Genomic DNA, 23,539 nt, shown 5'->3' with positions numbered 1-23,539 from the left:
ATCGGCGAAGTTCCAAACTCCCAGGAAACCATTCAGATCAATATTGCTTCTGGGAGTTCTGGGAAACACGATCTTCCGGCGGCCCCTTGCCACCCTTGACTTCGACTAATTCTGAAGGGCCGACTACCTATCGCCAAGCGCTAAAATCTCCCTTCGAATATTGCGCGCGGCTTGAGCCGCCGGATTCCCATGCTACGTCTAAGCGAAATCAAGCTCCCGCTCGACCATCCCGATGAGGCCATCGAGCCCTCGGTCATCGCGCGTCTGAAAGAGATCGGCGTCGAGCCGAATCGGCTGGTGCGCTTCGACGTGTTTCGACGGGCGCACGACGCGCGCAAGAAAGCCGACATCAAGCTGAACTACATCATCGATGTCGAGTTGACGGACGAAGCCGCTGTGCTCGAGCGACTGCAAGCGCACCCGCATCCGCATTGCGGCGTGACGCCGGATATGGCGTATCGCTTCGTCGCGCGTGCGCCGGAGCGTTCGACGCAGCCGCGTCCCGTCGTCATCGGCATGGGGCCGTGTGGACTGTTCGCCGGCCTGATTCTGGCGCAGATGGGCTTTCGGCCGATCATCCTCGAGCGCGGAAAAGCGGTGCGCGAGCGGACGAAGGACACGTGGGGCCTGTGGCGAAAAAACGAGCTGAATCCCGAATCGAACGTGCTGTTCGGTGAGGGCGGCGCGGGTACGTTCTCGGACGGCAAGCTCTATAGCCAGATCAAGGACTCGAAACACTACGGGCGCAAAGTGCTCGACGAGTTCGTCAAAGCCGGCGCGCCCGACGATATTCTGTTTCTGAGCCGTCCGCATATCGGCACGTTTCGACTCGTCAGCATGGTCGAGAAGATGCGCGCGCAAATCCACCAGCTCGGTGGAGAAGTGCGGTTCCAGCATCGCGTCGAGGATATCGATATCGACGATGGCAAAGTGCGCAGTCTCAAGCTTTCGACGGGCGAAACGCTTCGGTGCGATCACGTCGTGCTGGCCGTCGGTCACAGCGCGCGCGATACCTTCGAGATGCTGCATCAACGCGGCGTCTATATGGAGGCGAAGCCGTTTTCGCTCGGATTTCGCATCGAGCATCCGCAGGGTGTGATCGATCGGGCGCGCTTCGGCACGTTCGCGGGACACGAGCGCCTCGGCGCGGCGGACTACAAGGTCGTGTATCACTGCAGTAACGGACGCTCCGTCTACAGTTTCTGCATGTGTCCGGGCGGGACCGTGGTCGCGGCGGCATCGGAGCCGGGGCGCGTCGTGACCAATGGCATGAGCCAGTACTCGCGCGCGGAACGCAACGCGAACGCGGGCATTGTCGTGGGGATCATGCCGGAAGATTATCCGGGCGGACCGCTCGCCGGCATCGATTTTCAGCGTAAGTGGGAAGAGCGCGCGTTCGAGCTCGGCGGCGGCGATTACTGTGCGCCGGGTCAGCTTGTCGGCGATTTCATCGCGGGTCGCGCGTCGACGTCGCTCGGCTCGGTCGTGCCATCGTACAAACCGGGCGTGAAGCCGACCGATCTGAGTACCGCGCTGCCCGATTACGTGATCGAAGCCATCCGCGAAGGCTTGCCGGAAATCGACAAGAAGATCAAAGGCTTCGCGATGCACGATGCCGTCCTGACCGGCGTCGAAACGCGCACGTCCTCGCCGCTGCGCGTGCGTCGCAAGGACGATTATCAGAGCGTGAACGTCGAAGGTTTGTATCCGGCGGGCGAGGGCGCGGGCTATGCGGGCGGCATTTACTCGGCGGCGATCGATGGAATCGAAGTCGCGGAAGCCGTCGCGCTGAACATGATGAGCCAGCACGCGGCGACAGCTTAAGAAGGGATCGACAAACGCAACGTAGAGGCTGATCGAATTGGCGAAATCACGAAAACAGTCAGAGCGTTCGGCACCGGCAGCGATTTACGAGATGCGTATTGATCTGCTAAACGTCAAGCCATCGGTCTGGCGGCGATTCATCGTTCCAGGATCGATTTCGTTGTCGAAGCTGCACACCGTCTTGCAGATCGTGATGGGTTGGGAGGACTATCACCTCCATCTGTTCACTTTTGGTGGCAGGTCGTACGGCGTTCCCGATCCGGACTACCCCGACGAGCTTCAGCCTCTTGACCAGACGGAGTTCACGCTTGATCAGGCGCTCGGCTCGCTCAGGTCATTCAACTATAACTACGATTTCGGCGACGACTGGCATCACAGCATCACCGTGGAGAAGGTATTGGCCGCCGATACGGAGGTGCGTTGGCCGCGTTGCATCGCGGGCCGGAATGCATGCCCACCGGAAGATGTCGGCGGCGCGTATGGCTACGCCGATTACCTGGCGGCGATAGCGGACCCGAGCAACGAAAATCATAAGCACATGATCGAATGGCGCGGCGAAGGCTTCGATCCGAAAGCCTTCGATCCGATTGTCGTCAGCCAGAAACTGGTTGCCGTCGAGCTCTGATCATCACGTCACCACACCCACCTGCCACGGCACGAATTCACTCTGCCCGTACCCGTGAATCTCGCTCTTCGAGGCCACGCCCGACGCGCAATCCAGCATCATCTGGAAGATTTCGTCGCCTAACTGATCGATCGTCGCGGTGCCGTCGATCACGCCGCCGCAGTTGATATCCATGTCCTCTTCCTGCCGCTCCCACAGCGCGGTATTCGTCGCGAGCTTGAGCGAAGGCGACGGCGCGCAGCCATAAGCCGAACCGCGTCCCGTCGTGAAGCAGATCAGATTCGCGCCCGATGCGACTTGCCCCGTCGCCGACATCGGATCGTAGCCGGGCGAATCCATGAAGACGAAGCCCTTCGCGTCGATGCGCTGCGCGTACTCGTACACTTCGACCAGATTCGTCGTGCCGCCCTTCGCGACCGCGCCGAGCGACTTTTCGAGAATCGTCGTCAGGCCGCCGACCTTGTTGCCCGCCGACGGATTGTTGTCCATCGCCGCGCCGTTGCGCTCGCAGTAGGCTTCCCACCACTTGATGCGCGTCAGCAGCTTTTCGCCGACCTCGCGACTCACCGCGCGCCGCGTCAGCAAATGTTCCGCGCCGTAGACTTCCGGCGTCTCCGACAAAATCGCCGTGCCGCCGTGCGCGACGAGTTTATCGACGGCCGCGCCCAGCGCCGGATTCGCCGAAATGCCCGAATATCCATCCGAACCGCCGCACTGCAAGCCGACGATAATATGCGACGCCGGCACCGGTTCGCGCTGCACGCTGTTCGCATCCGCGAGCATTTCCTCGACCATCGCAATGCCGCGTTCGATGGTCTTGCGCGTGCCGCCGCTATCCTGAATCGTGAAGCTGCGCAGCTTTTCGCCGTCCTTCAGGCCGCCCGATTCGAGCACGCCCGAAATCTGATTCGTCTCGCATCCGAGACCGACGAACAGCACCGAATGAAAGTTCGGATGCACCGCGTAACCCGCCAGCGTGCGTCGCAGAATATTGATGCCTTCGCCCTTCATGTCGATGCCGCAGCCGATTCCATGCGTCAGCGCGATCACGCCATCGACGTTCGGATACGCCGCCAGCGCTTCCGGATGCACGTCGCGCCGGAAATGATCGGCAATCGCGCGCGCGACCGTCGCCGAGCAGTTCACGCTCGTCAGCACGCCGACGAAATTGCGCGTCGCCACGCGGCCGTCGGCGCGGCGAATGCCCATGAAGGTCGCGGGCGCATCGACGAACGGGGTCGGATGCTTGTCGATGCCGAACTCGTGCTCGCGCTTGAAATCGGCCATCGACAGATTGTGCGTGTGGACGTGCTGCCCGCGCGCGATGTCCTCTTTCGCCACGCCGATGATCTGGTTGTAGCGCTTCACGGGTTCGCCCGCGCGAATCGTCCGCGTCGCGATTTTGTGTTCCGGCGGAATCAGCCCGGCGACGACGAGATCCTCCGACGCGATGCGCGCGCCGGAGAGCAATTGACGCGTCGCGATGACGACATCGTCCTTGGGATGCAGCCGGATGACCGCATGGTCGGTGGATGTGGTGGACATGATGGTTTTTTAAATGGTGGACGGAGCGCGATTGTCGGCGCGCGCTTCTTCGTCGGCTTTGTTGAGCGGCTCGATCTTGCCGACAATCACAAGATAGCTGAATGCGCCGAGAAAGCAGAAGCCGCCCGCGACGCACAGCGGAATCACGAACGAACCCTTGGTGATCGCGAGCATCACGCCGGTGAAGGTCGTGATGACGATGCCCGCCAGATTCGACGCGAAATTCTGAATCCCGCCGATCGACGCGACGTGATCCGGCGTCGGCGCGACGTCGCTGGGCAGCGACCAGATCGACGCCGCCGCGAACGCGAGACTGCCGTACGCGATGCCGAAGAACATCAGCATCAGATAGATATTGGTGACGAACGCGCACAGCGTGATCACCGACGACAGCAGCATGCCGCCGACCATGCAGGTCTTGCGCGCCGCCGTCAGGCTCCAGCCGCGCCGATACAGCGAATCCGACACCCAGCCGCCGAGCCAGCCGCCCGGAATCGACATCAGCGCGGGAATGGTGCCGAGCGTGCCGAGCGACTTCAGCGAGAAACCGTGCGCCTGCACCAGATAGCTCGGAAACCACGTAATGAAAAAGTAGATCACGAAGTTCAGGCAGAAGAAGCCGAGCATCATGCCCCACAGCGTGCGGTACTTGAACAGCGAGCCCCACGAGACCTTGTTCTTCGGCGCGACGGGAATCGGCGCGACATCGGTTTCGCCGGTCAGATCGCCTTTCGACTTGTTCCAGTAGATCGCGAACCAGCCGAGAATCCACACTGCGCCCAGCACGCCGGTGATGATGAACGACGCTTCCCAGCCGAACGTGCTGATGATCAGCGCGACGACCGGAATCGACAGCGCCGAGCCGACGCGCGAGCCGCTATCGAAGATACTCGTTGCGAACGCGCGCTGCTCCGGCTTGAACCATTGCGACACAAGTTTCGCGCACGACGGATACGCGCCCGCTTTGCCGACGCCGAGCATCAGGCGGCAGCCGAACATGCCCGCGACGCTCGTCGTCACGGCCGTCAGCGCCGTGAACACCGACCACCAGCCGACCGCCAGCGGCAGCGCGATGCGCGCGCCGACGCGATCGACGAACCAGCCGAACGGCATCTGCATCAGCGCGTAAGTCCAGAAGAAGCCGCTCAGGATAAAGCCCATTTCCGCCGGGCCGATGCCGAGCGCCTTCTCGATCTGCGGCGCGGCGACGGCCAGATTCGCGCGATCGATGTAATTGATCGCGATGGCGAGAAACGCCAGAAATATCACTACCCAACGCATTTTGCGCATGTCTTGTCTCCTCCGTGATGGGGCGGCATGTCATTTGTCGACTTCGACCGCGATGCCGGCGCGGCGCGTCGTGATTCGAAAACCGGTCGATCCTCTTCTTCAGGCGGATTCGAGTGCGTCGCGCAGACGCTTTTGTTCGATGTCGAGCTTCAGTTCGCGCGCCAGTTCGATAACCGGACCGAAGCGCCGTCCCTTTTTCTCGTCGTGATTGCGCGCGATATCCGCGAGCTTGTGGACGAGGAACGGATTCTCGAAACGATCGCGGACGCTGGCGAGATAATCGGCGGCGACATCGCCCTTGCCGAGCGCGATGAACACCGGCAGCACTTCGTCGTTCCAGGTGGCTTCGAGCGGCTCGCGGTAGGACGGAACGCGCATCGCGTCGAGCACGGTCATGTCGGCGGCGCCTGAGCGCGTGCGCCAGATTTCCGCGAGCATCGTGTGGCCGAGGTTCAGCAGCAGCAGCTTGAGCCGCTCGAAATGCGCGAGATCGTCCGTGACGACGATATCCTCGTGCTCGCACGGCAGCGTCATGCCCGCCTGCCGTTCGATGGCCCACAGCGCGTAAGGCTCGGCGATCGCGCCGACCGGCTGAATCGGCTCCGACACGATGCGATCGACCAGCGAATTGACCCACACGCAGCCGTTCGTCAGATACGCGATGAACGCGTCGTCGGCGTTCCAGCCGCGCGCCACGCCGATCACCAGATCGCGCAGCGTGTCGCCGTTGCGCGAGACGAGCTCGCACGGCAGCAGCGTGATCGGCGCGCCGCCCGCGCTATGGCGAGCATGCAGCAGCACCGCGAGCTTCGCCGCGAAGCTGCGCGGCGTGCGCGTGCCGTCGAGCAGATCGGCGGTGTCGTCGGGGAAGAGGAAGAGGGCGTAACCGGCGTCGGCGGTGTTCGAGACGATAACTTTCACATCGCGCGAGACGCGTTCGAGCAGCAGCGGCCAATCCTCGTCGGCGTGCAGCGCTTCGGTGATCGCGTCGCATTCGATGGTCGTATCGACGGTTTCGTCGCGCTCAAGACCGCGAATGCGCACCGGATAACGGCCCGTCGCGCGCAGCGCGTCGATGCGCGCGCGGCTGTCGGCGCTGGACGTCGTCTGCACGACGGTGATCTTGCCGAGCGCGGTCGCCGGATCGCGTCGCGCGGCTTCGGTGACGAAGAAGTCGACGTGCGCCTGCAGGAACCGGCTGGTGCCGAACTGGAGAATCGGATTGCTCATCGTCTGCGGCGAATTGTGGGGGCGTTTGTTGTTTGGGAACGGTTCCAGATCGACACAAAAAAATTGCGCCACCTGGCCTTACCAGAATGCATACTAGTGTCTGGAAATGGAATTGGTCAAGCCACTTGTAAGCGCGCCCGAAACGCGAAACGCCCGTCCCACGGTGCGTCAACCCTTCGGTTGATTACAATCCACGTTTTCCCCGAGACAGAGCAGGAGATCGCCCTTGAGCGTCAAACCCGCCGAAACGCGTCGTCTATATCTCCAGATCGCCGACAAATTGCGAGGACTGATCGAGCAGCAGGACTTCGCGCCCAACGGACGCCTGCCTTCTGAGCGCGAACTCGCGCAGACGCTCGGCGTGTCGCGGCCCTCCGTGCGCGAGGCGCTCGTCGCGCTGGAACTGGAAGGGCGCGTCGAAATCCGCATGGGATCGGGCGTGTACATCGTCGCGACGCCCACGGTCAAACCCGCGAGCACGGAAGTGGAACTGGGCGAGAGCCCGATTGAGATCATGAACGCGCGCAGCGTGATCGAAGGCGCGATCGCGGCGAGCGTCGCGCCGTTCGCCAAGCCCAAGGCGCTGAAAACGCTACGCGCGCTCTACGAGACGATGGCGCGCGAAGTCGACAACGGCCAGGTGCCGATGGCCGCCGATCGTGCATTTCACGTCGCGATCGCGCAGATGTCGGGCAACGACGTACTGGCGCGTACGGTCGGCAACCTGTACGACGAGCGGCACAGTCCGCTGTCGTCGACGTTGCGAGGGCATTTCGAGGGAGAGGAAACCTGGGCGGCGGCGCTCGGCGAACACCGCGAAATACTGGAAGCGCTGGAAGCGCGCGATCCGGTGCAGGCTCAGGCGGCCATGCAGCGGCATATGCGCAAATCGGGGGAACGGCTCATGACGCGCAAGAAAAACTGACGCCGACCCGGTCGCGCACGACGGGCCGGCAATTCACAGCGGTTCGCGTCAGCCGGGATACGCCTCGTCGACCTTCAGGCCCGCGAGCTTGAAGATCACGCGCAGCGTCTGCGGCGCGATTTCACGGCGCGAAGCGAGCGTCGTGAGGACGAAATCCATCACCTTGGCGTACTTCAGCATGGTCAGGCACGATTCGATATCGGTGGAACCGTCGCGCATCGATTCGGAGAGACGCAACATTTCTACGGAAATCTCTCGCGCCATCTCGAGTTCGAGCTGCTGCTTTTCGGTCCAGGCAGGCATCGAGGTCAGAGCCGTGAGCATCTCTTGAAACTTCTTTTCTGCTTTTTTATCTGGGATCGCATCCATCGCCGTCCTCTCTTGATCATGGCGCCGGCGAGTCGCATCGCCGCGCTGTGCGTTAGGTGTTACGTAACAAGCCAGAGCGGGCGCGACATCTCGCTATCCATGTCGAAACGCTTCTCGCTGCCTGCTTGTTGCTCCTGCTTCCGTACATCGGCACGCGGCCATGGGGGCCACATGGGTATCGCCTGTTCCAATGGCCTCATCGGCGGCGATGCACTTTCTGTTCCATGTCACTGCTGCTCGCATTCACCGACTGAACGATGTCCGGAACGAGAGCGTCTTCGCGCTTTTGGTTAAACTTCCCCTTTCTCGACAGCAGAACCAGCGGTTAGCGCACATTCAGCGCAAACAAGCCCCGCCTTTTTGATAACTCAACTCAAGATGACCAGGAAGTCCTCCGCGCCGGATTCGGGTTTGCCCGATCCCTCTGCCAAACACGACGTCCGTCCAGGCCAATCGATCGAACTGCTGAAGGAGCTTCATATCCTCACGCGCGACGGCAAGATGAATCAGGACAGCCGTCGAAAACTGAAACAGGTCTATCACCTTTATCAGTTCATCGAACCGCTTCTCGCCGATGTGCATGCGCGCCAGGGTTCCGTATCGCTCGTCGACCACGGCGCAGGCAAGTCATATCTTGGGTTTATTCTCTTCGATCTGTTCTTTAAGAGTCTGCGCGATCGGTCACACATCTACGGAATCGAAACCCGCGAGGAACTGGTAAAAAAGTCCGAAGAATTGGCAAAGCGACTCGGTTTCGACGGGATGTCGTTTTTGAACCTGTCGGTCGCCGAATCGACGCTCTCGGACCGGTTGCCCGAAACGATCGATGTCGTCACGGCGCTGCACGCGTGCAATACCGCGACCGACGACGCCATCTACTTCGCTCTCCAGAAGAAGGCGCAATACATCGTCGTGGTGCCGTGCTGTCAGGCGGAAGTGGCGTCGGTGCTGCGCAAGAACAAGGGCCAGTCGCTGTCGAGGAACGTGCTGACGGAAATGTGGCGGCATCCGCTGCATACGCGCGAATTCGGCAGTCAGATCACCAACGTGCTGCGCTGCCTGCAACTCGAATCGCACGGTTATCAGGTCAGCGTGACGGAACTGGTCGGCTGGGAGCACTCGATGAAAAACGAGCTGATCATCGCCCAGTTCAAGGACTTGCCGCGCGGACGGCCCGCGCAGCGGCTGTCGGACGTGCTCGAAACGCTCGGGCTCGACGAACTGCGCGAGCGCTTCTTCACGCACTGATCAGCGTTTGTTCATCCACGCGTCGAAGCCGTCGCGGCCGAGGCGCTCCAGCGTTTCAATATTGCGTTCGTAGATATCGGCGGCATCGGGAAAGGCAGCCACCGCGCGATCGATGCTTGCTTCGCGCAACAAATGGAAGATCGGATACGGCGCGCGATTCGTGTAATTGCTGAGGTCGTCCGGTTCGGTGCCTTCGAAGCGATAGTCCGGATGGAAACTCGCGATCTGCAATTCGCCCGCGAGCTTGAGCTGATCGAGCAGGCGCTCGGCGAAAAACAGCGCGTCGTTGTAATCGGCGAAATCCGCGAAGGCGTCAGGCGTGATGAACAGCGTGGTGTCGAGCTTTTGCGGGTCGGAATCGCGCAGCAGACGCAGTTCGTCCGTCAGTTCGACGACGACATCCTCGACGCCGCGCGCCTCGCTCACCACGTAGCGGATTTGTCCCTTCACATGCACGCTCTTGGCGAACGGGCACAGATTCAGTCCGATCACCGCGCGCGTGAGCCAATGCTCGGTGGCCGCGATCACTTCATCGCGGGTACAGCGGTCATTCATGAGTTTTCCTGAGCGTGTTTCGATAAAAGGGCCGCGTCGATGAGCGCGCGCGCGATGCGTGGCGCGGCGAGCATCGGACCGGAGCCCGGGCCGTAAGTCTGGCTGGTCGCGTAGATGCCGTCCACCAGCAAGGCCAGCGATTCGGCCAGTTCGCGCGGATTGGCGACGTCCGCCGCCGCGCCGATCTCGGTCAGCCGCGTCAGCAGATAGGTCTTGTTGCGCGTCGCCGCCCGTCGCGCCGGATGCGCCGGATCGCCGAATTCGCACGATACGTTCAGAAACGGACAGCCGCGATAATCGGGCGCGGACGCGCGTTTCACCAGATCGTCGAACGCCTGCACGAGTTGCGCGCGGGGATCGTCGGGATGCATCGCGACGCTCGCCTCGAAACGTCCTTCGAATCGATCCTGCATGCGATCCAGATACGCGGCGACGAGTTCCTCCTTCGACGCGAAGCGCCGGTAGAGACTCATCTTGTTGACGCCCGCGCGCTCGACGACCGCATCGACGCCGATGGCGCGGACGCCGTCGCGATAAAACAACTCCTGCGCGGCGTCGAGCAACTGCGCCTGCGCGGTCGCGCCGTCCGTGCGTACACTGCGCCGGGCAGGGGCTTTAGGCTGATCGGCGGATGATCGTGTCACAGTGAGAGTCCTCGAGATTGTGCTGCGTGCTTGACATGTTACCGAGCAGTCACTAAGCTCGCAACTCTACTTGTTACCGATCGGTAACGAAGCGTGCGAATCCAACGAACGGAGCGGCGATGAACTGGGTGGCGAGACGGCTGGACGGCCGGATGCATTACGGGTGGATCACGGTCGGCGTGGTGTTTTTCGTGTTGCTCGCGGTCGCCGGCACGCGTGCCACGCCGAGCGTGATGATGCTGCCGCTCGAACAGCAGTTCGGCTGGAGCCGAGGCACGATCTCGCTCGCCATCTCGATCAATCTCGCGCTGTACGGTCTCGCCGGCCCGTTCGCGGCCGCCGCGATGCAGCGTTTCGGCGTGCGTCCGACCGTGCTCGTCGCGCTCGCGACGCTGGCGGCGGGCGTCGCCCTGTCGTCGATGATGACGCAGCCGTGGCAGATGGTGCTGGTCTGGGGCGTGATGGTCGGCAGCGCGACGGGCGTCGCGGCGCTTACGTTGTCGGCGACGGTGGTGAATCGCTGGTTCACGACGCATCGCGGCCTCGCGATGGGCATTCTCACCGCCAGTTCGGCAACCGGCCAGCTTGTATTCCTGCCGTTTCTGGCGTCGATTTCGGAGCATCACGGCTGGCGGCCGGTCGTGTTCGTGGTCGCGGCGGCGGCGGTCGTCGTGCTGCCGCTGGTGGCGTGGCTGCTGCCCGAGCGTCCGGCGACGGTCGGTCTGCGCCCGGTTGGCGAAACCGCCGATGCACCCGCCGGTCCCGCGCCCGCGCCGAAGAATCCGATCAAGGTCGCGTTCGGCACGCTCGCGATGGCCAGCAAGACGCGCGATTTCTGGCTGCTGTTCTTCAGCTTCTTCGTCTGCGGCGCGAGCACGAACGGTTACGTCGGCACGCATCTGATCGCGATGTGCTCGGACTACGGCATGACGCAGGTTCAGGGCGCGACGCTGCTCGCCACGATGGGCATCTTCGATCTGTTCGGCACGACGCTGTCGGGCTGGCTGTCCGATCGCTTCAACGCGCGCTTTCTGCTGTTCTGGTACTACGGGCTGCGCGGCCTGTCGCTGATCTATCTGCCGTATGCGTTCGGCATCGACTTTTTCGGGCTGCCGCTGTTCGCCGTGTTCTACGGCTTGGACTGGATCGCCACCGTGCCGCCGACCGTGCGGCTCGCCACCGACGTCTACGGCCGGGAGTCCGCGCCGATCGTGTTCGGCTGGGTGGTGGCGGGGCATCAGCTGGGCGCGGCGTTCGCGGCGCTCGGCGGCGGCATGCTGCGCTCGAGCCTCGGCAGCTACACCGTCGCAACAATGATCTCCGGCGGCCTGTGCCTCGTCGCGGCGGTGACCGTGTTGCGGATCAATCGCGCGCGGATCGGTGGGCGTCGCGGCGACCTGAACGGAATCGAAAGCGGTTGAGCGCCCGGCTGCGGGCGCTCGCATCCTTGTTTATCCTTGTCGGATCGAACGGCGCACGCTTTTCGCCGATCGCTTCCCAGACACGCAGACAAGGACTCACGCCATGACAGCGAAACCCGCTCCCACCGACGTCGATATCCACGAACTGTTCTCCGGCCGCTGGAGCCCGCGCGCGTTTTCCGACCGGCCGGTCGATCGCGCGCAATTGCATACCGTGCTGGAGGCGGCGCGCTGGGCGCCGTCGTCGAATAATCTGCAGCCGTGGCGCTTTATCGTGTTCGATCGCCAGCGCGACGAAGCCGCGTTTCAGCGCGCGTTCGACACGCTCATGCCGATGAACCAGAAGTGGAACGCGCATGTTCCGGTGCTGATCAGCGTCGCGGCGGCCACGCTCACGCCGAAGGGCGAGCCCGGCAAGACCGCGACCTACGATACCGGCGCGGCCGCGATGGCGCTGGTGCTGCAAGCCCACGCGCTCGGGCTGGTGACGCATCAGATGGGCGGCTTCGACCGCGACGCGTTCCGCCGCGCGTTTTCGATTCCCGACGATATGCAACTGATCGCGATGATCGCCATCGGCCATTACGGCGATGCGAACGCGCTCGACGAAGCGCTGCGCGAACGCGAATCCGCGCCGCGCACCCGCAAGCCGCTCGGCGAAACGGCGTTCGAAGGCGCGTGGAATCAATCCTTCGAGTAACGGACGTCAGTGCTCGTCGGCGGCGGAAAGCGGCCGCGCGACGTCTTCCAGCGACTTGCGCTCCGCCGCGATGCCCCAGATGCCCGCGACGATCGCCGCCGCGAGCATCAATCCCGAGCCGATCAGATAGCCGATGAACACCGCGCCGCGCTCGTGCGTGTCGATCAGATGGCCGAACAGCGTCGGCCCGATGATGCCGCCGAGCGCCGTGCCGAAGGCGTAGAACACGGCGATCGCCAGCGCGCGGATTTCGAGCGGAAAGGTTTCGCTGACGGTCAGATACGCCGAACTCGCCGCCGCCGACGCGAAGAAGAAAATCACCATCCACGCGATGGTCTGCGTCGTCACGGTGAGCATGCCTTCCATGAATATCCAGCCGCTGATGGTCAGCAGCACGCCGGAAATCGCGTAGGTGAACGCGATCATGCGGCGACGCCCGATCACGTCGAACAGTTTGCCGAGCAGCACCGGCCCGAGAAAATTCCCCGCCGTGAACGGCAGCACGTACCAGCCGATGTGATCGCCCGGCACCTTGTAGAAATCTGTCAGCACGAGCGCGTACGTGAAGAAGATCGCGTTGTAGAAGAACGCCTGCGCGGTCATCAGCATCAGCCCGACGAGCGAGCGCCGCCGATGCGTGTTGAACAGCGCATGGAAGACTTTGCCGAGCGGCGTGCTGTCACGCGCCTTCAGCCGCAGCGGCTTGACCGGCGTATCGGGAATCTCGACGCCGTGCTCGCGAAAGTGCCCTTCGATGTCCTCGACGATCTGCCGCGCCTCGTCGACCTGATTGTGCGTGATCAGCCAGCGCGGACTTTCCGGCACCCACATCCGCATGAACAGAATCGTCAGTCCGAGCGCCGCGCCGATCAGAAAGCACGCGCGCCAGCCCCAGTCGGGCGGCAGCATCCCCGGATCGAGAAGCACGAGCGATCCCGCCGCGCCGATGCCCGCGCCGACCCAGAACGTGCCGTTGATCGCGAGATCGGTCCAGCCGCGAAGTCTCGCGGGCGTGAATTCCTGAATCGTCGAATTGATGGCCGTATATTCGCCGCCGATGCCCGCGCCGGTCAGAAAGCGGAACAGCACGAACGACGCGAGATTCCACGAAAACGCCGTCGCGGCGGTCGCGGCGACATACAGAAACAGCGTGATGAAAAACAGCTTGCGACGCCCGAGCCGGTCGGTCAGCCAGCCGAAACCGAGCGCGCCGAGCATCGCGCCCGCGATATACGCGCTCCCCGCAATCCCGACATCCGCGTTGGAAAACTGCAGCGCGGGACTCGCCTTCAGCGCGCTCGCCACCGCGCCAGCCAGCGTCACTTCCAGCCCATCGAGCAGCCAGGTGATGCCGAGCGCGAACACGATCAGCGTGTGAAAGCGCCCCCACGGCAGCCGGTCGAGACGGCCGGGCAGGTCGGTTTCGATGACGTCCCGCGGCGTTCCGCGCTCGTTCGATTGCTTTTCCTGCGTCGTCGTCGTATCGCTCATTGGGTTTAGGCGCGCATCGTGCTGCACTGGCGCACGTCGTTGTTTCCGAAGAATGCCGCTGGACAGCAAGTCCCGTTCCGCTTTTGTCGAACGAACCCGGCGGTTGTTTAATTCCGATCGCGGTTGATGCACCTCGCGGTACGTGATAAAAACGCGATCTTCTTTCGAATGCGGCGAGATTTTCCGCGCGCCGCCTGACGCCATGACCTACTGTGCGATCGATTTCGGCACGTCGAATTCTGCCGTTGCCCTGCCCGATGGCCTGAAGATCCGGCTTGCGCCCGTCGAGGGCGACGCCGTTACGCTCCCCACCGCCGTCTTCTTCAATACCGACGAGGATAACCAGTCGTACGGCCGGGCCGCGCTCGAGTCTTACATCGACGGTTTCGACGGCCGTCTGATGCGCTCGATGAAGAGCATCCTCGGCTCGCCGCTCGCCGATCAGAGTACCGATCTCGGCGACGGTTCCGCGATCAAGTACACCGACGTGATCACGCTGTTCCTTCAGCATCTGAAGCAGAAGGCGCAAGTGCTCGCTCCCGAGCCGCTGACGCGCGCGGTGCTGGGCCGCCCGGTGTTCTTCGTCGACGACGACCCGAAGGCCGATCATCTCGCCCAGAAGCAGCTCGAAGCGTGCGCGCATGCCGTCGGGCTGCGCGAGATCCACTTCCAGTACGAACCGATCGCGGCCGCCTTCGACTACGAGAAAAGCCTCACCGAGGAAGGGCTCGTGCTGGTCGCGGATATCGGCGGCGGTACGTCGGACTTTTCGCTGGTGCGCGTGGGGCCGGATCGCGCGCGTCATCTGGAGCGCAAGGGCGATGTGCTGGCGCATCACGGCGTGCATGTGGCTGGCACGGACTTCGACCGGCGCGTCGAGCTGACGACCATTCTGCGCGAACTCGGCTATCAGACGCTCGATCCGCAAGGGCGCGAAGTGCCGAATCGCGTGTATTTCGACCTGGCGACGTGGCATCTGATCAACACGGTCTACACGCCCAAGCGCGTCAGCGAGTTGCAGTTGATGCGCCACCTCTATCCCGACACGCATTTCCACGACCGGCTGATTCGCGTCGTCGAGCGCCGCCTCGGGCACGCGCTGACCGCGCACGCCGAAGAAGCGAAGATCGACGTATCGGCTGGCGGCGTCACCGAAATCGACATGGAAGAGGTGGAAGAAGCGCTGCGCGTGCAGTTCGACGAGCAGAAGCTGATCGAGGCCGGGCGCGACGAAACGAAGCGTATCGTCGGATCGGCACGCGAAACGGTGAAGATGGCGGGCGTCGCGGAAGCGGATGTCGGCGCGATCTACTTCACCGGCGGCACCACCGGCCTGCGCTTCCTCTCCGACGCGCTGGCGGCGGCTTTTCCGGGCGCGAAAGCGGTCTTCGGCGACCGGCTGGCGAGCGTCGCGACGGGCCTCGGCATTTACGCGCAACGCGTCTTCGCGTGATCCGTCTTCCGAATCCGCAGCGCCAATGAAAAAACCCCGCCTAGGCGGGGTTTTTTCGTGAACCTTGAGCGGGTCTAAGACTTAAAGCTTAGGCCGGCTTGATGTTCGCAGCTTGCTTGCCCTTCGGGCCAGTCTTCACTTCGTAGGAAACCTTTTGGTTTTCCTGAAGCGTCTTGAAGCCTTCGATGCGGATTTCCGAGAAGTGCGCGAACAGATCTTCGCCGCCGCCATCCGGAGTGATGAAGCCAAAGCCCTTTGCGTCATTGAACCACTTGACGGTACCGGTTTCCATGTTACTTATTCCAAAAAAAAGGATGAATATAGGCCGAAGCCCGGGGTGCGGAAAATCAAGGAAGGGGCAATGGGACCAACCGGAATACCGAGATGGCGAACCTACGAAAGAACCAACACTCGCCACTTGAAATCCTGCAAGAAGCTTTATACGGCGAATCGTTTTCGCGGTCAAATAATTTCCGACTCATCTGAGGGGGTATATCGAGATAGCGTTGCGAATTCTTACGATTTTTTCAACTTTGCCTTGATTTAAGCTGACGATACGCATCCACACCATCTTTCTATTTCCTGCTGAATTATTGGGGCGTGAAGGTGTTCGCGCGCGCCAATTCGGCGATCACGGGGTGTTCAAGTTCCTGATTCCGGGCGCGACCATCGCCGGTCTGATCATCACCGGATTTCATTCGGAGAATTTCGGCACGGCGTCGACCTTCGCGCCGTACGGCTGGCCGGCCGTGCTGACGGCGGTCGCGACGAGCGGCATCGTGTTCAGCTTCAACGGTTTTCAGAGCCCGGTGAATCTGGCGGGCGAGGCGCGCAATCCGTCGCGGAGCATTCCGTTCGCCGTGATCGGCTCGATTCTGCTGGCGCTCGTCATCTACGTGCTGCTGCAGATCGCGTATATCGGCGCGGTGAATCCCGCCGATGTCGCCAAGGGCTGGTCGCATTTCAACTTCGCGTCGCCGTTCGCCGAACTGGCGCTGGCGCTCAATCTGAACTGGCTCGCGGTGCTGCTGTACGTCGACGCGTTCGTCAGTCCGAGCGGCACCGGCACGACCTACATGGTGACGACCACGCGCATGATCTACGCGATGGAGCGTAACAACACGATGCCGAAGATGTTCGGCAACGTGCATCCGTTCTACGGCGTGCCGCGTCAGGCGATGTGGTTCAACCTGTTCGTGTCCTTCGTGTTCCTGTTCTTCTTCCGAGGATGGGGCACGCTGGCGGCGGTGATTTTGGTCGCAACGGTCATTTCGTATTTGACCGGCCCGGTCAGCCTGATGTCGCTGCGCCGCGCCCGATCTGGATCGCCCGGTCAATATTCCGCTGATGGGTCTGGTCGCGCCGTTCGCGTTCGTCTGCGCGTCGCTGGTGCTGTACTGGGCGAAGTGGCCGCTGACCGGCGAAATCATCCTGCTGATGGTCGTCGCGCTGCCGGTGTATTTCTACTTTCAGGGCAAGACGGGTTTCGCGGGCTGGGGCAAGGATCTGAAGGCCGCGTGGTGGCTGATCGCCTATCTGCCGTCGATGGCGGTGATGTCGCGCATCGGCAGCCATGAATTCGGCGGCAGCGGCGTGCTGCCCTACGGCTGGGATATGGCCGCCGTCGCCGTGCTCGCGCTGGTTGTTCTACTACTGGGGCGTGCACACGGGCTATCGCACGAGTTATCTCGAAGAGCGCGAAAGCCACGAGGACATCGTCAACGAAGTCGGCGCGTAATGCTTCGCTGAGTGTCGAAATCGACAAAACCCGCCCGAGCGATCAGGCGGGTTTTTTTGCGCGCTCAGGCGTCCGTGAAGACGTAGTTGGTCATCGCCAGCGCGCGCTGGTAAGTGCCGAGCGACTGAATGCCCAGCCGATAATCGTCCGATGCCGCGCCGAGCGCGCTGAACACCGGCAGCAAATGTTCGTCGGTCGGATGCATCAGCGCGGCGTGCGACGCGCGGGCGCGATAGTCGAGCAGGGCGTCGATATCGCGTGCGCGCATGCGATCCTCGAACCAGTCGGTGAATTCGGACACGCGCGGATCGGCGTCTTCCGGGCGCGCGCCGAAATCGGCCATGCGCAGGTTATGCGTGATCTGGCCGGAGCCGACGATCATCACGCCGTCGTCGCGCAGATCGCGCAGCGCGCGGCCCATCGCGAAATGATGCGCGGCGTCGAGGCGCGGCTGGATCGACAACTGCGCGACGGGCACGTCGGCGTTGGGGAACATCAGCAGCAGCGGCACCCACGCGCCATGATCGAGGCCATGCTCGGTCGTCGACGCGGACACGCCGTGGCGCACCAGCGCCGCCGCCGCGCGACGCGGCGCGACATCCGGCGCGCCCGGCGCGGGATAGCGCAACTCGTACAACGCACGCGGAAAGCCGTAGAAATCGTGGATCGTCTCCGGCTGCGTCGCGACGCTGGCGACCGGCTGCGCGGTGCCCCAGTGCGCGGACAGCATCAGGATGGCGTCGGGGCGCGGCAATTCGTTCGCGAGCGAGGCGAATTCGGCCGACGGCATCGACGGGTCGATCGGCAGCGTCGGCGCGCCGTGGGAAATGAAAACGGTAGGAAGTCGGTTCATGGCAGTGTAGGAATGCGTTGATCTGCCATCGAAGATAAGGCCGCGCGCCGCGTTGATAAAGGGCGCGCGCGGCAACGGATTGTGTCCTGCCTGTTGCTAATGACGCTAATCGGCCTCGCCACGCATGCCTTGCCAGGCGTGCGTCACCGGCAGCGCCACGCCGAACAGGTCGATGACGCGCTCGACGGTGTGATCGACCATCTCGTCGATCGTCGCGGGCTTTTGATAAAACGCCGGCAGCGGCGGAAAAATCACGCCGCCCATTTCCGTCACCGACGTCATATTGCGCAGATGCGCGAGGTTGAGCGGCGTTTCGCGCACAAGCAGCACGAGACGGCGGCGTTCCTTCAGCACGACATCGGCGGCGCGGGTGATGAGATTGTCGGAGAGACCGTGCGCGACGCTGGCGAGCGTGCGCATCGAGCAGGGCGCGATGACCATGCCGTCGGTCACGAAGGAACCGGACGCGATGCTCGCGCCCACATCGCGCACGTTATGAACGACATCGGCGAGCGCGTGAACCGCGCTGCGATCGAGTTCGAGTTCGTGCTGGATATTGAGCCAGCCGGCGCTCGAGACGAGCAGATGCGTCTCGACGCCGCCCAACTTGCGCAACCTCTCGAGCAGACGCACGCCGTAGATGGCGCCCGTGGCTCCGGTGATGGCGACGATCAGCCGTCGCTTTGCTGCGGCGGGCGCATTCACTTGCAAGAGAAATTACGCGGCGGCGAAAAGCTGTTGCAGTTCGCCCGACTGATACATCTCCATCATGATGTCCGAGCCGCCGATAAATTCGCCGTTCACATAAAGCTGCGGAATGGTCGGCCAGTTCGAGAATTCCTTGATGCCCTGACGGATGCCGTCATCTTCCAGCACGTTCACGGTCATGATCTGGTCGACGCCGCACGCCTTCAGCACCTGAATGGCGCGGCCCGAGAAGCCGCACATCGGAAACTGCGCGCTGCCCTTCATGAAGAGCACGACCGGGTTTTGATCGACGATTTGCTTGATGCGTTCTTGCGTATCCATAAAGTACCTGCGCTTGAATATTCGGTGGGGTTGACTGTTGAAATGATAGCGGAATTCGCTGTGACGGGCTGACGCAGTCAGGCCGTGAAGACGCCGCCGGTCGTGCGTTCGATGTCGGCGAGATCGCGCTTGGAATGGACTTCGGTGAAGCCGCGCGCCTGCAGCAGACGGCGCACCGCGTCGGCCTGATCGTAGCCGTGCTCGAGCCACAGCGAGCCGTTTTTCGCGAGCATGAACGGCGCGCGTTCGATGATCGCGCGGATCGCGGATAAACCGTCGGCGTCGTCGGTGAGCGCGCCGCGCGGCTCGAAGCGCAAATCGCCTTGTTCGAGATGCGGATCGTCGCTCGCGATATACGGCGGATTGCTGACGATCGCCTCGAATAGCAGCGACGGATCGAGCTTCGCGGTCCAGTCGCTTTCGACGAAGGTCACGTTGTTCGCGTCCAGCAGACGCGCGGCGTTCCCGCGCGCGACGTCGAGCGCTTTTGTCGAGCGATCGACCGCCCACACACGCGCATCCTGCCGCGCATGCGCGATCGAAACGGCGATCGCGCCGGTTCCCGTGCCGAGATCGAGCACGCGCGCGTTCGGCGTATCCGCGATCAGATCGAGCGCGATTTCCACCAGCAATTCGGTTTCCGGACGCGGGATCAGCACGTCCGGCGTTACGTCGAAGTCGAGCCCGAAGAACTCGCGCCTGCCGGTGAGTTGCGCGATCGGAACGCCTGCCGCGCGGCGCGCCGCGAGCGCTGCGAATCGCGCGACGGCGTCGTCTGACAGCGCCTCGTGATCGCGCGTGATCAGCTCCGTGCGACGCCAGCCGAGCACGTGCATCAGCAGAATGCGCGCTTCGAGCGGCGGCAATTCCGATGCGCGCAGCAGATCGGCTACGTTGCTCACTCGGTTTCCCCGAGCGCCGCCAGCAGTTCCGCCTGATGCTCGGAGACGAGCGCGGCGATCAGTTCGTCGATATCGCCGTCCATGATGTATTCGAGCTTATAGAGCGTGAGATTGATCCGGTGATCCGTCATGCGCCCTTGCGGGAAGTTGTACGTGCGGATGCGTTCCGAACGGTCGCCCGAGCCGATCAGACTCTTGCGCGTCGCGGCTTCCTTCGCGTGCTGCTCGTGATACTGCTTGTCCTTGATGCGCGCGGCCAGCACCTTCAGCGCGCGATCCTTATTCTTGTGCTGCGAGCGGTCGTCCTGACATTCCACGACGATGCCCGTCGGCAAGTGCGTCACGCGCACGGCGGAATCGGTCTTGTTGATGTGCTGTCCGCCCGCGCCCGACGCGCGAAACGTGTCGATGCGCAAATCCGCCGGATTGATCACGACTTCGCTGATTTCATCGGCTTCCGGCATGACGGCGACCGTACACGCCGACGTGTGGATGCGCCCCTGCGTTTCCGTCGCCGGCACCCGCTGCACGCGATGCCCGCCCGATTCGAACTTCAGCCGCGAAAACGCGCCTTGTCCCGCGATCCGCACGATCACTTCCTTGTAGCCGCCGAGATCGGAGACGCTTTCCGACATCGTTTCCGCCGTCCAGCGATTCCGTTCCGCGTAACGCAGATACATGCGCAGCAGATCGCCCGCGAACAGCGCGGATTCGTCGCCGCCCGTGCCCGCGCGAATTTCGATAAAGATATTGCGGTCGTCGTTCGGGTCCTTCGGCAGCAGCATCATCTGCAGATCGTGCTCGATCTGCGTCATGCGCTCGCGCGCCTCGCCGATTTCCTCTTCGGCGAAATCGCGCATCGACGGATCGGAGACCAGTTCCTGCGCGGTCGCTTCGTCGTTGAGCGCCTGTTTCCACAGCGCGTATTGCTCGACGATCGGGCTGATTTCCGCGTGCTCGCGCGTGAGCTTGCGGTATTGGTCCATGTCGGCGGTCACGTCTTCACGGCTCAACAATTCGTTGAGATCGACCTGCCGTTTTGCAAGCTGGTCGAGCTTGCTTTGCATGCTCGTTTTCATCGGGCGTTATTCAGGCAAATGCGGAGCTTCGGGCTCCGTAGAAACTGCGAATCGGGGAGACTTCCGCGCGCGCTTAATTAGACGCGGGAAGCATTTGAGAATAGCAAGAAGGACGCCGCTAACGATCGGACGTTTTATCCGCGCCGTGGCGGTAAAAACCGCTCATCAAGTCGATGAGCTGGCTGCGTTCCTCGCTGCTCGCGCGATTGAGCGCGTGCGTGGGACCGTGGATCAGCTTGTTGGTTAGCGCCTGCGACAGCGCTTCGAGCACGACTGCCGGATCGTCGCCGCGCGCGAGCATCTTGCGGGCGCGTTCGACTTCGGCGCGACGCAGCGCATCGGCCTGCGTGTGCATGTGACGAATGACCGGCACGATGCTGCGCGCATCCAGCCATTGCATGAAATTCGCGACGCGCGTCTCGATGATCGATTCGGCCTGCGCGACCGCCGCCTGCCGCGATGCGTTGCCTTCGCGCACGATCGCGCCGAGATCGTCGACGGTGTAGAGAAACACGTCCTGAAGATTGCCGACTTCCGGCTCGATATCGCGCGGCACGGCCAGATCGACCATGAAAATCGGCCGATGGCGACGCGCGCGCACCGCACGCTCCACCGCGCCGAGCCCGATGATCGGCAGCGTCGACGCCGTGCACGACACGATGATGTCGAACTCGTGCATACGGGTAGGCAGTTCCGACAGCGGAATGGCGCGTCCGTTGAAGCGTTCCGCGAGCTTTTCGCCGCGCTCGGCCGTGCGGTTCGCGACGACCAGTTCACGCGGATTTTGCGCGGCGAAATGCGTCGCGCAGAGCTCGATCATTTCGCCCGCGCCGATAAACAGCACGCGCTGACCGGAAATGTTCTCGAAAATGCGCTGCGCGAGACGCACGGCGGCAGCGGCCATCGACACCGATTGCGCCCCGATTTCCGTCGTCGTGCGGACTTCCTTGGCGACGGCGAAAGTGCGCTGAAACAACTGGTTCAAATATGTGCCGAGCGCGCCGGCTTCGGACGCGGTACGCACCGCATCCTTCATTTGTCCGACGATTTGCGTTTCGCCGAGCACCATCGAATCGAGGCCCGACGCGACACGAAACGCGTGACGCACGGCTTCCGACTGCGGCAACGCATAGACGTGCGGCGCGAGTTCGGGAACCGGAATGTTGTGATACTTCGACAGCCACTGGATGGCGGCTTCGCGCGCGGCGGAATCGTCCGTGGCGCAGTAGAGTTCGGTGCGGTTGCAAGTCGAAAGGATCGCCGCCTCGGGCGATGCCTTGGCCAGCGGGCCGAGCCAGATATCCTTCAGCGCGCCCAGCGCGGGCTTCAACTGTTCGAGCGGAAACGCCACGCGTTCGCGCAGAGCGACAGGCGCAGTGTGGTGGTTGATTCCGATCGTGAGGAGCTGCATGTATTGGGCTTATGCTGAGCTAATTCTTTAGGCCTAAGCTGATGGCCTTTCAGATAGTCCAATATTATAGCGTTTTGCGCTTCCGTTCATTTATACGCGGCATTCGGGGACGGACCGGAGCGCGGCGCATTCGGCACATTCGGCGCGGCTCGGCGGGCGATACAGCCGAGCGCGACAATCGACCGCAGCGGCGTCAGGCGAAGTATTTCACCAGTTCGGCGGTTCGGGCGGCGAGTTCTTCGTCGGAAATGGCGCGTGTTTCGGCGGCGGTATCGCGGTTGCGTTGCGCCGAGGCGACAGCTTCGAGCCGGGAAGTGGAATCGTGGTGCAAATGAAACAGCGCGGCGTCGGGATTGGGGACCGAATGCCAACGCAGGCCGAGGCGTTGCGCGCGCGTGAGCAGGTCGTCGTCTTCGCCGCCCCAGCCGATAAAGCGCGGATCGTAGCCGCCGATGCGAATGTACGCGGCGCGCTTGAACAGCACGATGGCGCCCGGCGTGTTTTCGTACAGCACTTCCATGCTTTCCGGCACCGCTTCGCCGAGATACGGTTTGAGCAGGTCGTAATCGCCGTTGGCGATAAATTGCTCGCGCAGCTCGCCGTTCACGTTCAACACCCTCAGGAAGGGGCAGAGCGCGTCGCTCGCCGTACCGTGTCTGACTGCATTCACGCACAGCGGAAAATGATACGGATTGGCGATCATATCCGCGTCGTGAAAACAGATGGTTTCGGTGCTGCACATTTTCACGGCGAGATTGCAGAGTTTCGCTTTTGGAAACGGACCATCGTCATAAACGAATACATGGCGGATTTTTTCGTCGCCGATTTCGCTCCAGTGGAAAGTCGGCGCTTTATCGGCTTCGATCAGATAAAGCGTGTAATCCGTATAAGTGCGATTCAAATGCCGTAGAACGCCGCGCAGATTGTCGCGCCGCTCCTGCGTGGCGCCACGGTAAGTCACGATGAACTCGAGGCCACCGAGGGGGATTAGGCTGGATTCGCTCATGACTTGATATTCCGAAAAACGCGAGATTTGCATGTGGGCGACAATCTTGGGGCGCGATGTAAATCGGAACCGCCCTAAATAGTCTGGCCTGCAAAATTGAATTTGCCGGAATGGACCCGACGACGCAGTCTGGTGCAGACGTAAACGCACATCTCAGCCAGGTCTGCAGCGCACGAGTAGAGGTTGAGGCATGACGTTGAG

General features: G+C 62.5%; 22 protein-coding genes and 1 pseudogene. 8 read left to right on the top strand and 15 right to left on the bottom strand.

Translation table 11 applies throughout. From position 1 onward, the window contains the following. The first annotated feature begins 189 nt into the window (after positions 1 to 189). Together BVER_RS14745 and BVER_RS14740 are read left to right on the top strand one after the other, a co-directional pair. On the top strand, positions 190 to 1,824 hold the full coding sequence (locus BVER_RS14745) for an NAD(P)/FAD-dependent oxidoreductase (RefSeq protein ID WP_050453944.1): 1,635 nt from the start codon (positions 190 to 192) through the stop codon (positions 1,822 to 1,824). A 37-nt stretch (positions 1,825 to 1,861) separates the two neighbouring features. Further along, positions 1,862 to 2,449: a plasmid pRiA4b ORF-3 family protein gene (locus BVER_RS14740; protein WP_083452198.1), complete on the top strand. Its 588-nt coding sequence runs from the start codon at positions 1,862 to 1,864 to the stop codon at positions 2,447 to 2,449. 3 nt (positions 2,450 to 2,452) lie between these two features. Here the strand turns inward: BVER_RS14740 and BVER_RS14735 are convergent, their stop codons facing one another. From BVER_RS14735 to BVER_RS14725, 3 genes are all read right to left on the bottom strand, one after another. Continuing rightward, complete coding sequence (locus BVER_RS14735; protein ID WP_050453941.1) at positions 2,453 to 3,994, bottom strand: UxaA family hydrolase; 1,542 nt, start codon at positions 3,992 to 3,994, stop codon at positions 2,453 to 2,455. 9 nt (positions 3,995 to 4,003) lie between these two features. Continuing rightward, positions 4,004 to 5,284, bottom strand: coding sequence for an MFS transporter (locus BVER_RS14730; RefSeq protein ID WP_050453940.1), 1,281 nt, complete (start codon positions 5,282 to 5,284; stop codon positions 4,004 to 4,006). A 99-nt stretch (positions 5,285 to 5,383) separates the two neighbouring features. Then, positions 5,384 to 6,514, bottom strand: a complete 1,131-nt coding sequence (locus BVER_RS14725) for a mannitol dehydrogenase family protein (protein ID WP_050453939.1) — start codon at positions 6,512 to 6,514, stop codon at positions 5,384 to 5,386. A gap of 226 nt (positions 6,515 to 6,740) precedes the next feature. Between BVER_RS14725 and BVER_RS14720 the strand changes: the two genes are divergently transcribed. Continuing rightward, positions 6,741 to 7,439 carry a FadR/GntR family transcriptional regulator gene (locus BVER_RS14720; RefSeq protein WP_050453938.1) on the top strand — a complete coding sequence of 233 codons (699 nt, stop codon included), beginning with the start codon at positions 6,741 to 6,743 and terminating at the stop codon, positions 7,437 to 7,439. A gap of 48 nt (positions 7,440 to 7,487) precedes the next feature. Here BVER_RS14720 and BVER_RS14715 read toward each other — a convergent pair whose 3' ends face one another. Beyond that, entirely contained in the window at positions 7,488 to 7,808 is a 321-nt protein-coding gene (locus BVER_RS14715) for a hypothetical protein (protein WP_050453937.1), read from the bottom strand. 378 nt (positions 7,809 to 8,186) lie between these two features. Between BVER_RS14715 and BVER_RS14710 the strand changes: the two genes are divergently transcribed. Then, positions 8,187 to 9,056, top strand: a complete 870-nt coding sequence (locus BVER_RS14710; RefSeq protein WP_050453936.1) for a class I SAM-dependent methyltransferase — start codon at positions 8,187 to 8,189, stop codon at positions 9,054 to 9,056. Here BVER_RS14710 and BVER_RS14705 read toward each other — a convergent pair whose 3' ends face one another. Further along, positions 9,057 to 9,611, bottom strand: coding sequence for a DUF1415 domain-containing protein (locus BVER_RS14705; protein WP_050453935.1), 555 nt, complete (start codon positions 9,609 to 9,611; stop codon positions 9,057 to 9,059). Next, positions 9,608 to 10,255: a TetR/AcrR family transcriptional regulator gene (locus BVER_RS14700; RefSeq protein WP_083452197.1), complete on the bottom strand. Its 648-nt coding sequence runs from the start codon at positions 10,253 to 10,255 to the stop codon at positions 9,608 to 9,610. The genes BVER_RS14705 and BVER_RS14700 overlap by 4 nt, the downstream gene beginning before the upstream one ends. Before the next feature lie 119 nt (positions 10,256 to 10,374). On the opposite strand from BVER_RS14700, the gene BVER_RS14695 reads away from it, so the two are divergent. Both BVER_RS14695 and BVER_RS14690 read left to right on the top strand, forming a co-directional pair. Then, positions 10,375 to 11,676 (top strand): MFS transporter, encoded by a 1,302-nt coding sequence (locus BVER_RS14695; RefSeq protein ID WP_050453933.1) that lies wholly within the window; start codon positions 10,375 to 10,377, stop codon positions 11,674 to 11,676. Positions 11,677 to 11,779: 103 nt separating this feature from the next. Beyond that, on the top strand, positions 11,780 to 12,376 hold the full coding sequence (locus BVER_RS14690) for a nitroreductase family protein (RefSeq protein WP_050453932.1): 597 nt from the start codon (positions 11,780 to 11,782) through the stop codon (positions 12,374 to 12,376). Positions 12,377 to 12,382: 6 nt separating this feature from the next. On the opposite strand, the gene BVER_RS14685 is transcribed toward BVER_RS14690, so the two are convergent. Further along, positions 12,383 to 13,867, bottom strand: a complete 1,485-nt coding sequence (locus tag BVER_RS14685) for an MFS transporter (RefSeq protein WP_050453947.1) — start codon at positions 13,865 to 13,867, stop codon at positions 12,383 to 12,385. Between the two features lie 202 nt (positions 13,868 to 14,069). Between BVER_RS14685 and BVER_RS14680 the strand changes: the two genes are divergently transcribed. Continuing rightward, positions 14,070 to 15,320: an Hsp70 family protein gene (locus BVER_RS14680; RefSeq protein WP_050453931.1), complete on the top strand. Its 1,251-nt coding sequence runs from the start codon at positions 14,070 to 14,072 to the stop codon at positions 15,318 to 15,320. Between the two features lie 88 nt (positions 15,321 to 15,408). Here the strand turns inward: BVER_RS14680 and BVER_RS14675 are convergent, their stop codons facing one another. Then, positions 15,409 to 15,612 (bottom strand): cold-shock protein, encoded by a 204-nt coding sequence (locus BVER_RS14675; protein WP_050453930.1) that lies wholly within the window; start codon positions 15,610 to 15,612, stop codon positions 15,409 to 15,411. 284 nt (positions 15,613 to 15,896) lie between these two features. Here BVER_RS14675 and BVER_RS14670 point away from each other — a divergent pair. Beyond that, positions 15,897 to 17,058 (top strand): annotated as a pseudogene (locus BVER_RS14670) (APC family permease); the annotation flags it as partial. Between the two features lie 64 nt (positions 17,059 to 17,122). Here BVER_RS14670 and BVER_RS14665 read toward each other — a convergent pair. From BVER_RS14665 to BVER_RS14635, 7 genes are all read right to left on the bottom strand, one after another. After that, positions 17,123 to 17,911 (bottom strand): DODA-type extradiol aromatic ring-opening family dioxygenase, encoded by a 789-nt coding sequence (locus BVER_RS14665; protein WP_050453929.1) that lies wholly within the window; start codon positions 17,909 to 17,911, stop codon positions 17,123 to 17,125. 105 nt (positions 17,912 to 18,016) lie between these two features. Continuing rightward, positions 18,017 to 18,616: a UbiX family flavin prenyltransferase gene (locus BVER_RS14660; protein WP_050453946.1), complete on the bottom strand. Its 600-nt coding sequence runs from the start codon at positions 18,614 to 18,616 to the stop codon at positions 18,017 to 18,019. A gap of 12 nt (positions 18,617 to 18,628) precedes the next feature. Further along, the gene (gene grxD / locus BVER_RS14655) at positions 18,629 to 18,940 is read right to left on the bottom strand and encodes a Grx4 family monothiol glutaredoxin (RefSeq protein WP_050453928.1); all 312 of its coding nucleotides are present in this window, start codon (positions 18,938 to 18,940) and stop codon (positions 18,629 to 18,631) included. A 77-nt stretch (positions 18,941 to 19,017) separates the two neighbouring features. Continuing rightward, positions 19,018 to 19,842 carry a peptide chain release factor N(5)-glutamine methyltransferase gene (prmC, locus tag BVER_RS14650; protein ID WP_050453927.1) on the bottom strand — a complete coding sequence of 275 codons (825 nt, stop codon included), beginning with the start codon at positions 19,840 to 19,842 and terminating at the stop codon, positions 19,018 to 19,020. Then, the gene (prfA, locus tag BVER_RS14645) at positions 19,839 to 20,921 is read right to left on the bottom strand and encodes a peptide chain release factor 1 (RefSeq protein ID WP_050453926.1); all 1,083 of its coding nucleotides are present in this window, start codon (positions 20,919 to 20,921) and stop codon (positions 19,839 to 19,841) included. The genes prmC and prfA overlap by 4 nt, the downstream gene beginning before the upstream one ends. A gap of 118 nt (positions 20,922 to 21,039) precedes the next feature. Then, entirely contained in the window at positions 21,040 to 22,332 is a 1,293-nt protein-coding gene (hemA, locus tag BVER_RS14640) for a glutamyl-tRNA reductase (protein ID WP_050453925.1), read from the bottom strand. 193 nt (positions 22,333 to 22,525) lie between these two features. Further along, positions 22,526 to 23,293 carry a galactosyltransferase-related protein gene (locus BVER_RS14635; RefSeq protein WP_232316558.1) on the bottom strand — a complete coding sequence of 256 codons (768 nt, stop codon included), beginning with the start codon at positions 23,291 to 23,293 and terminating at the stop codon, positions 22,526 to 22,528. Positions 23,294 to 23,539 lie beyond the last annotated feature (246 nt).

The organism is Candidatus Burkholderia verschuerenii (genome assembly GCF_001189365.1).
In the GTDB taxonomy this organism is placed as follows: Bacteria; Pseudomonadota; Gammaproteobacteria; order Burkholderiales; family Burkholderiaceae; genus Caballeronia; species Caballeronia verschuerenii.
Note: the sequence above shows the minus strand (reverse complement) of the source record. Positions and strands in the feature narration are given on the sequence as shown.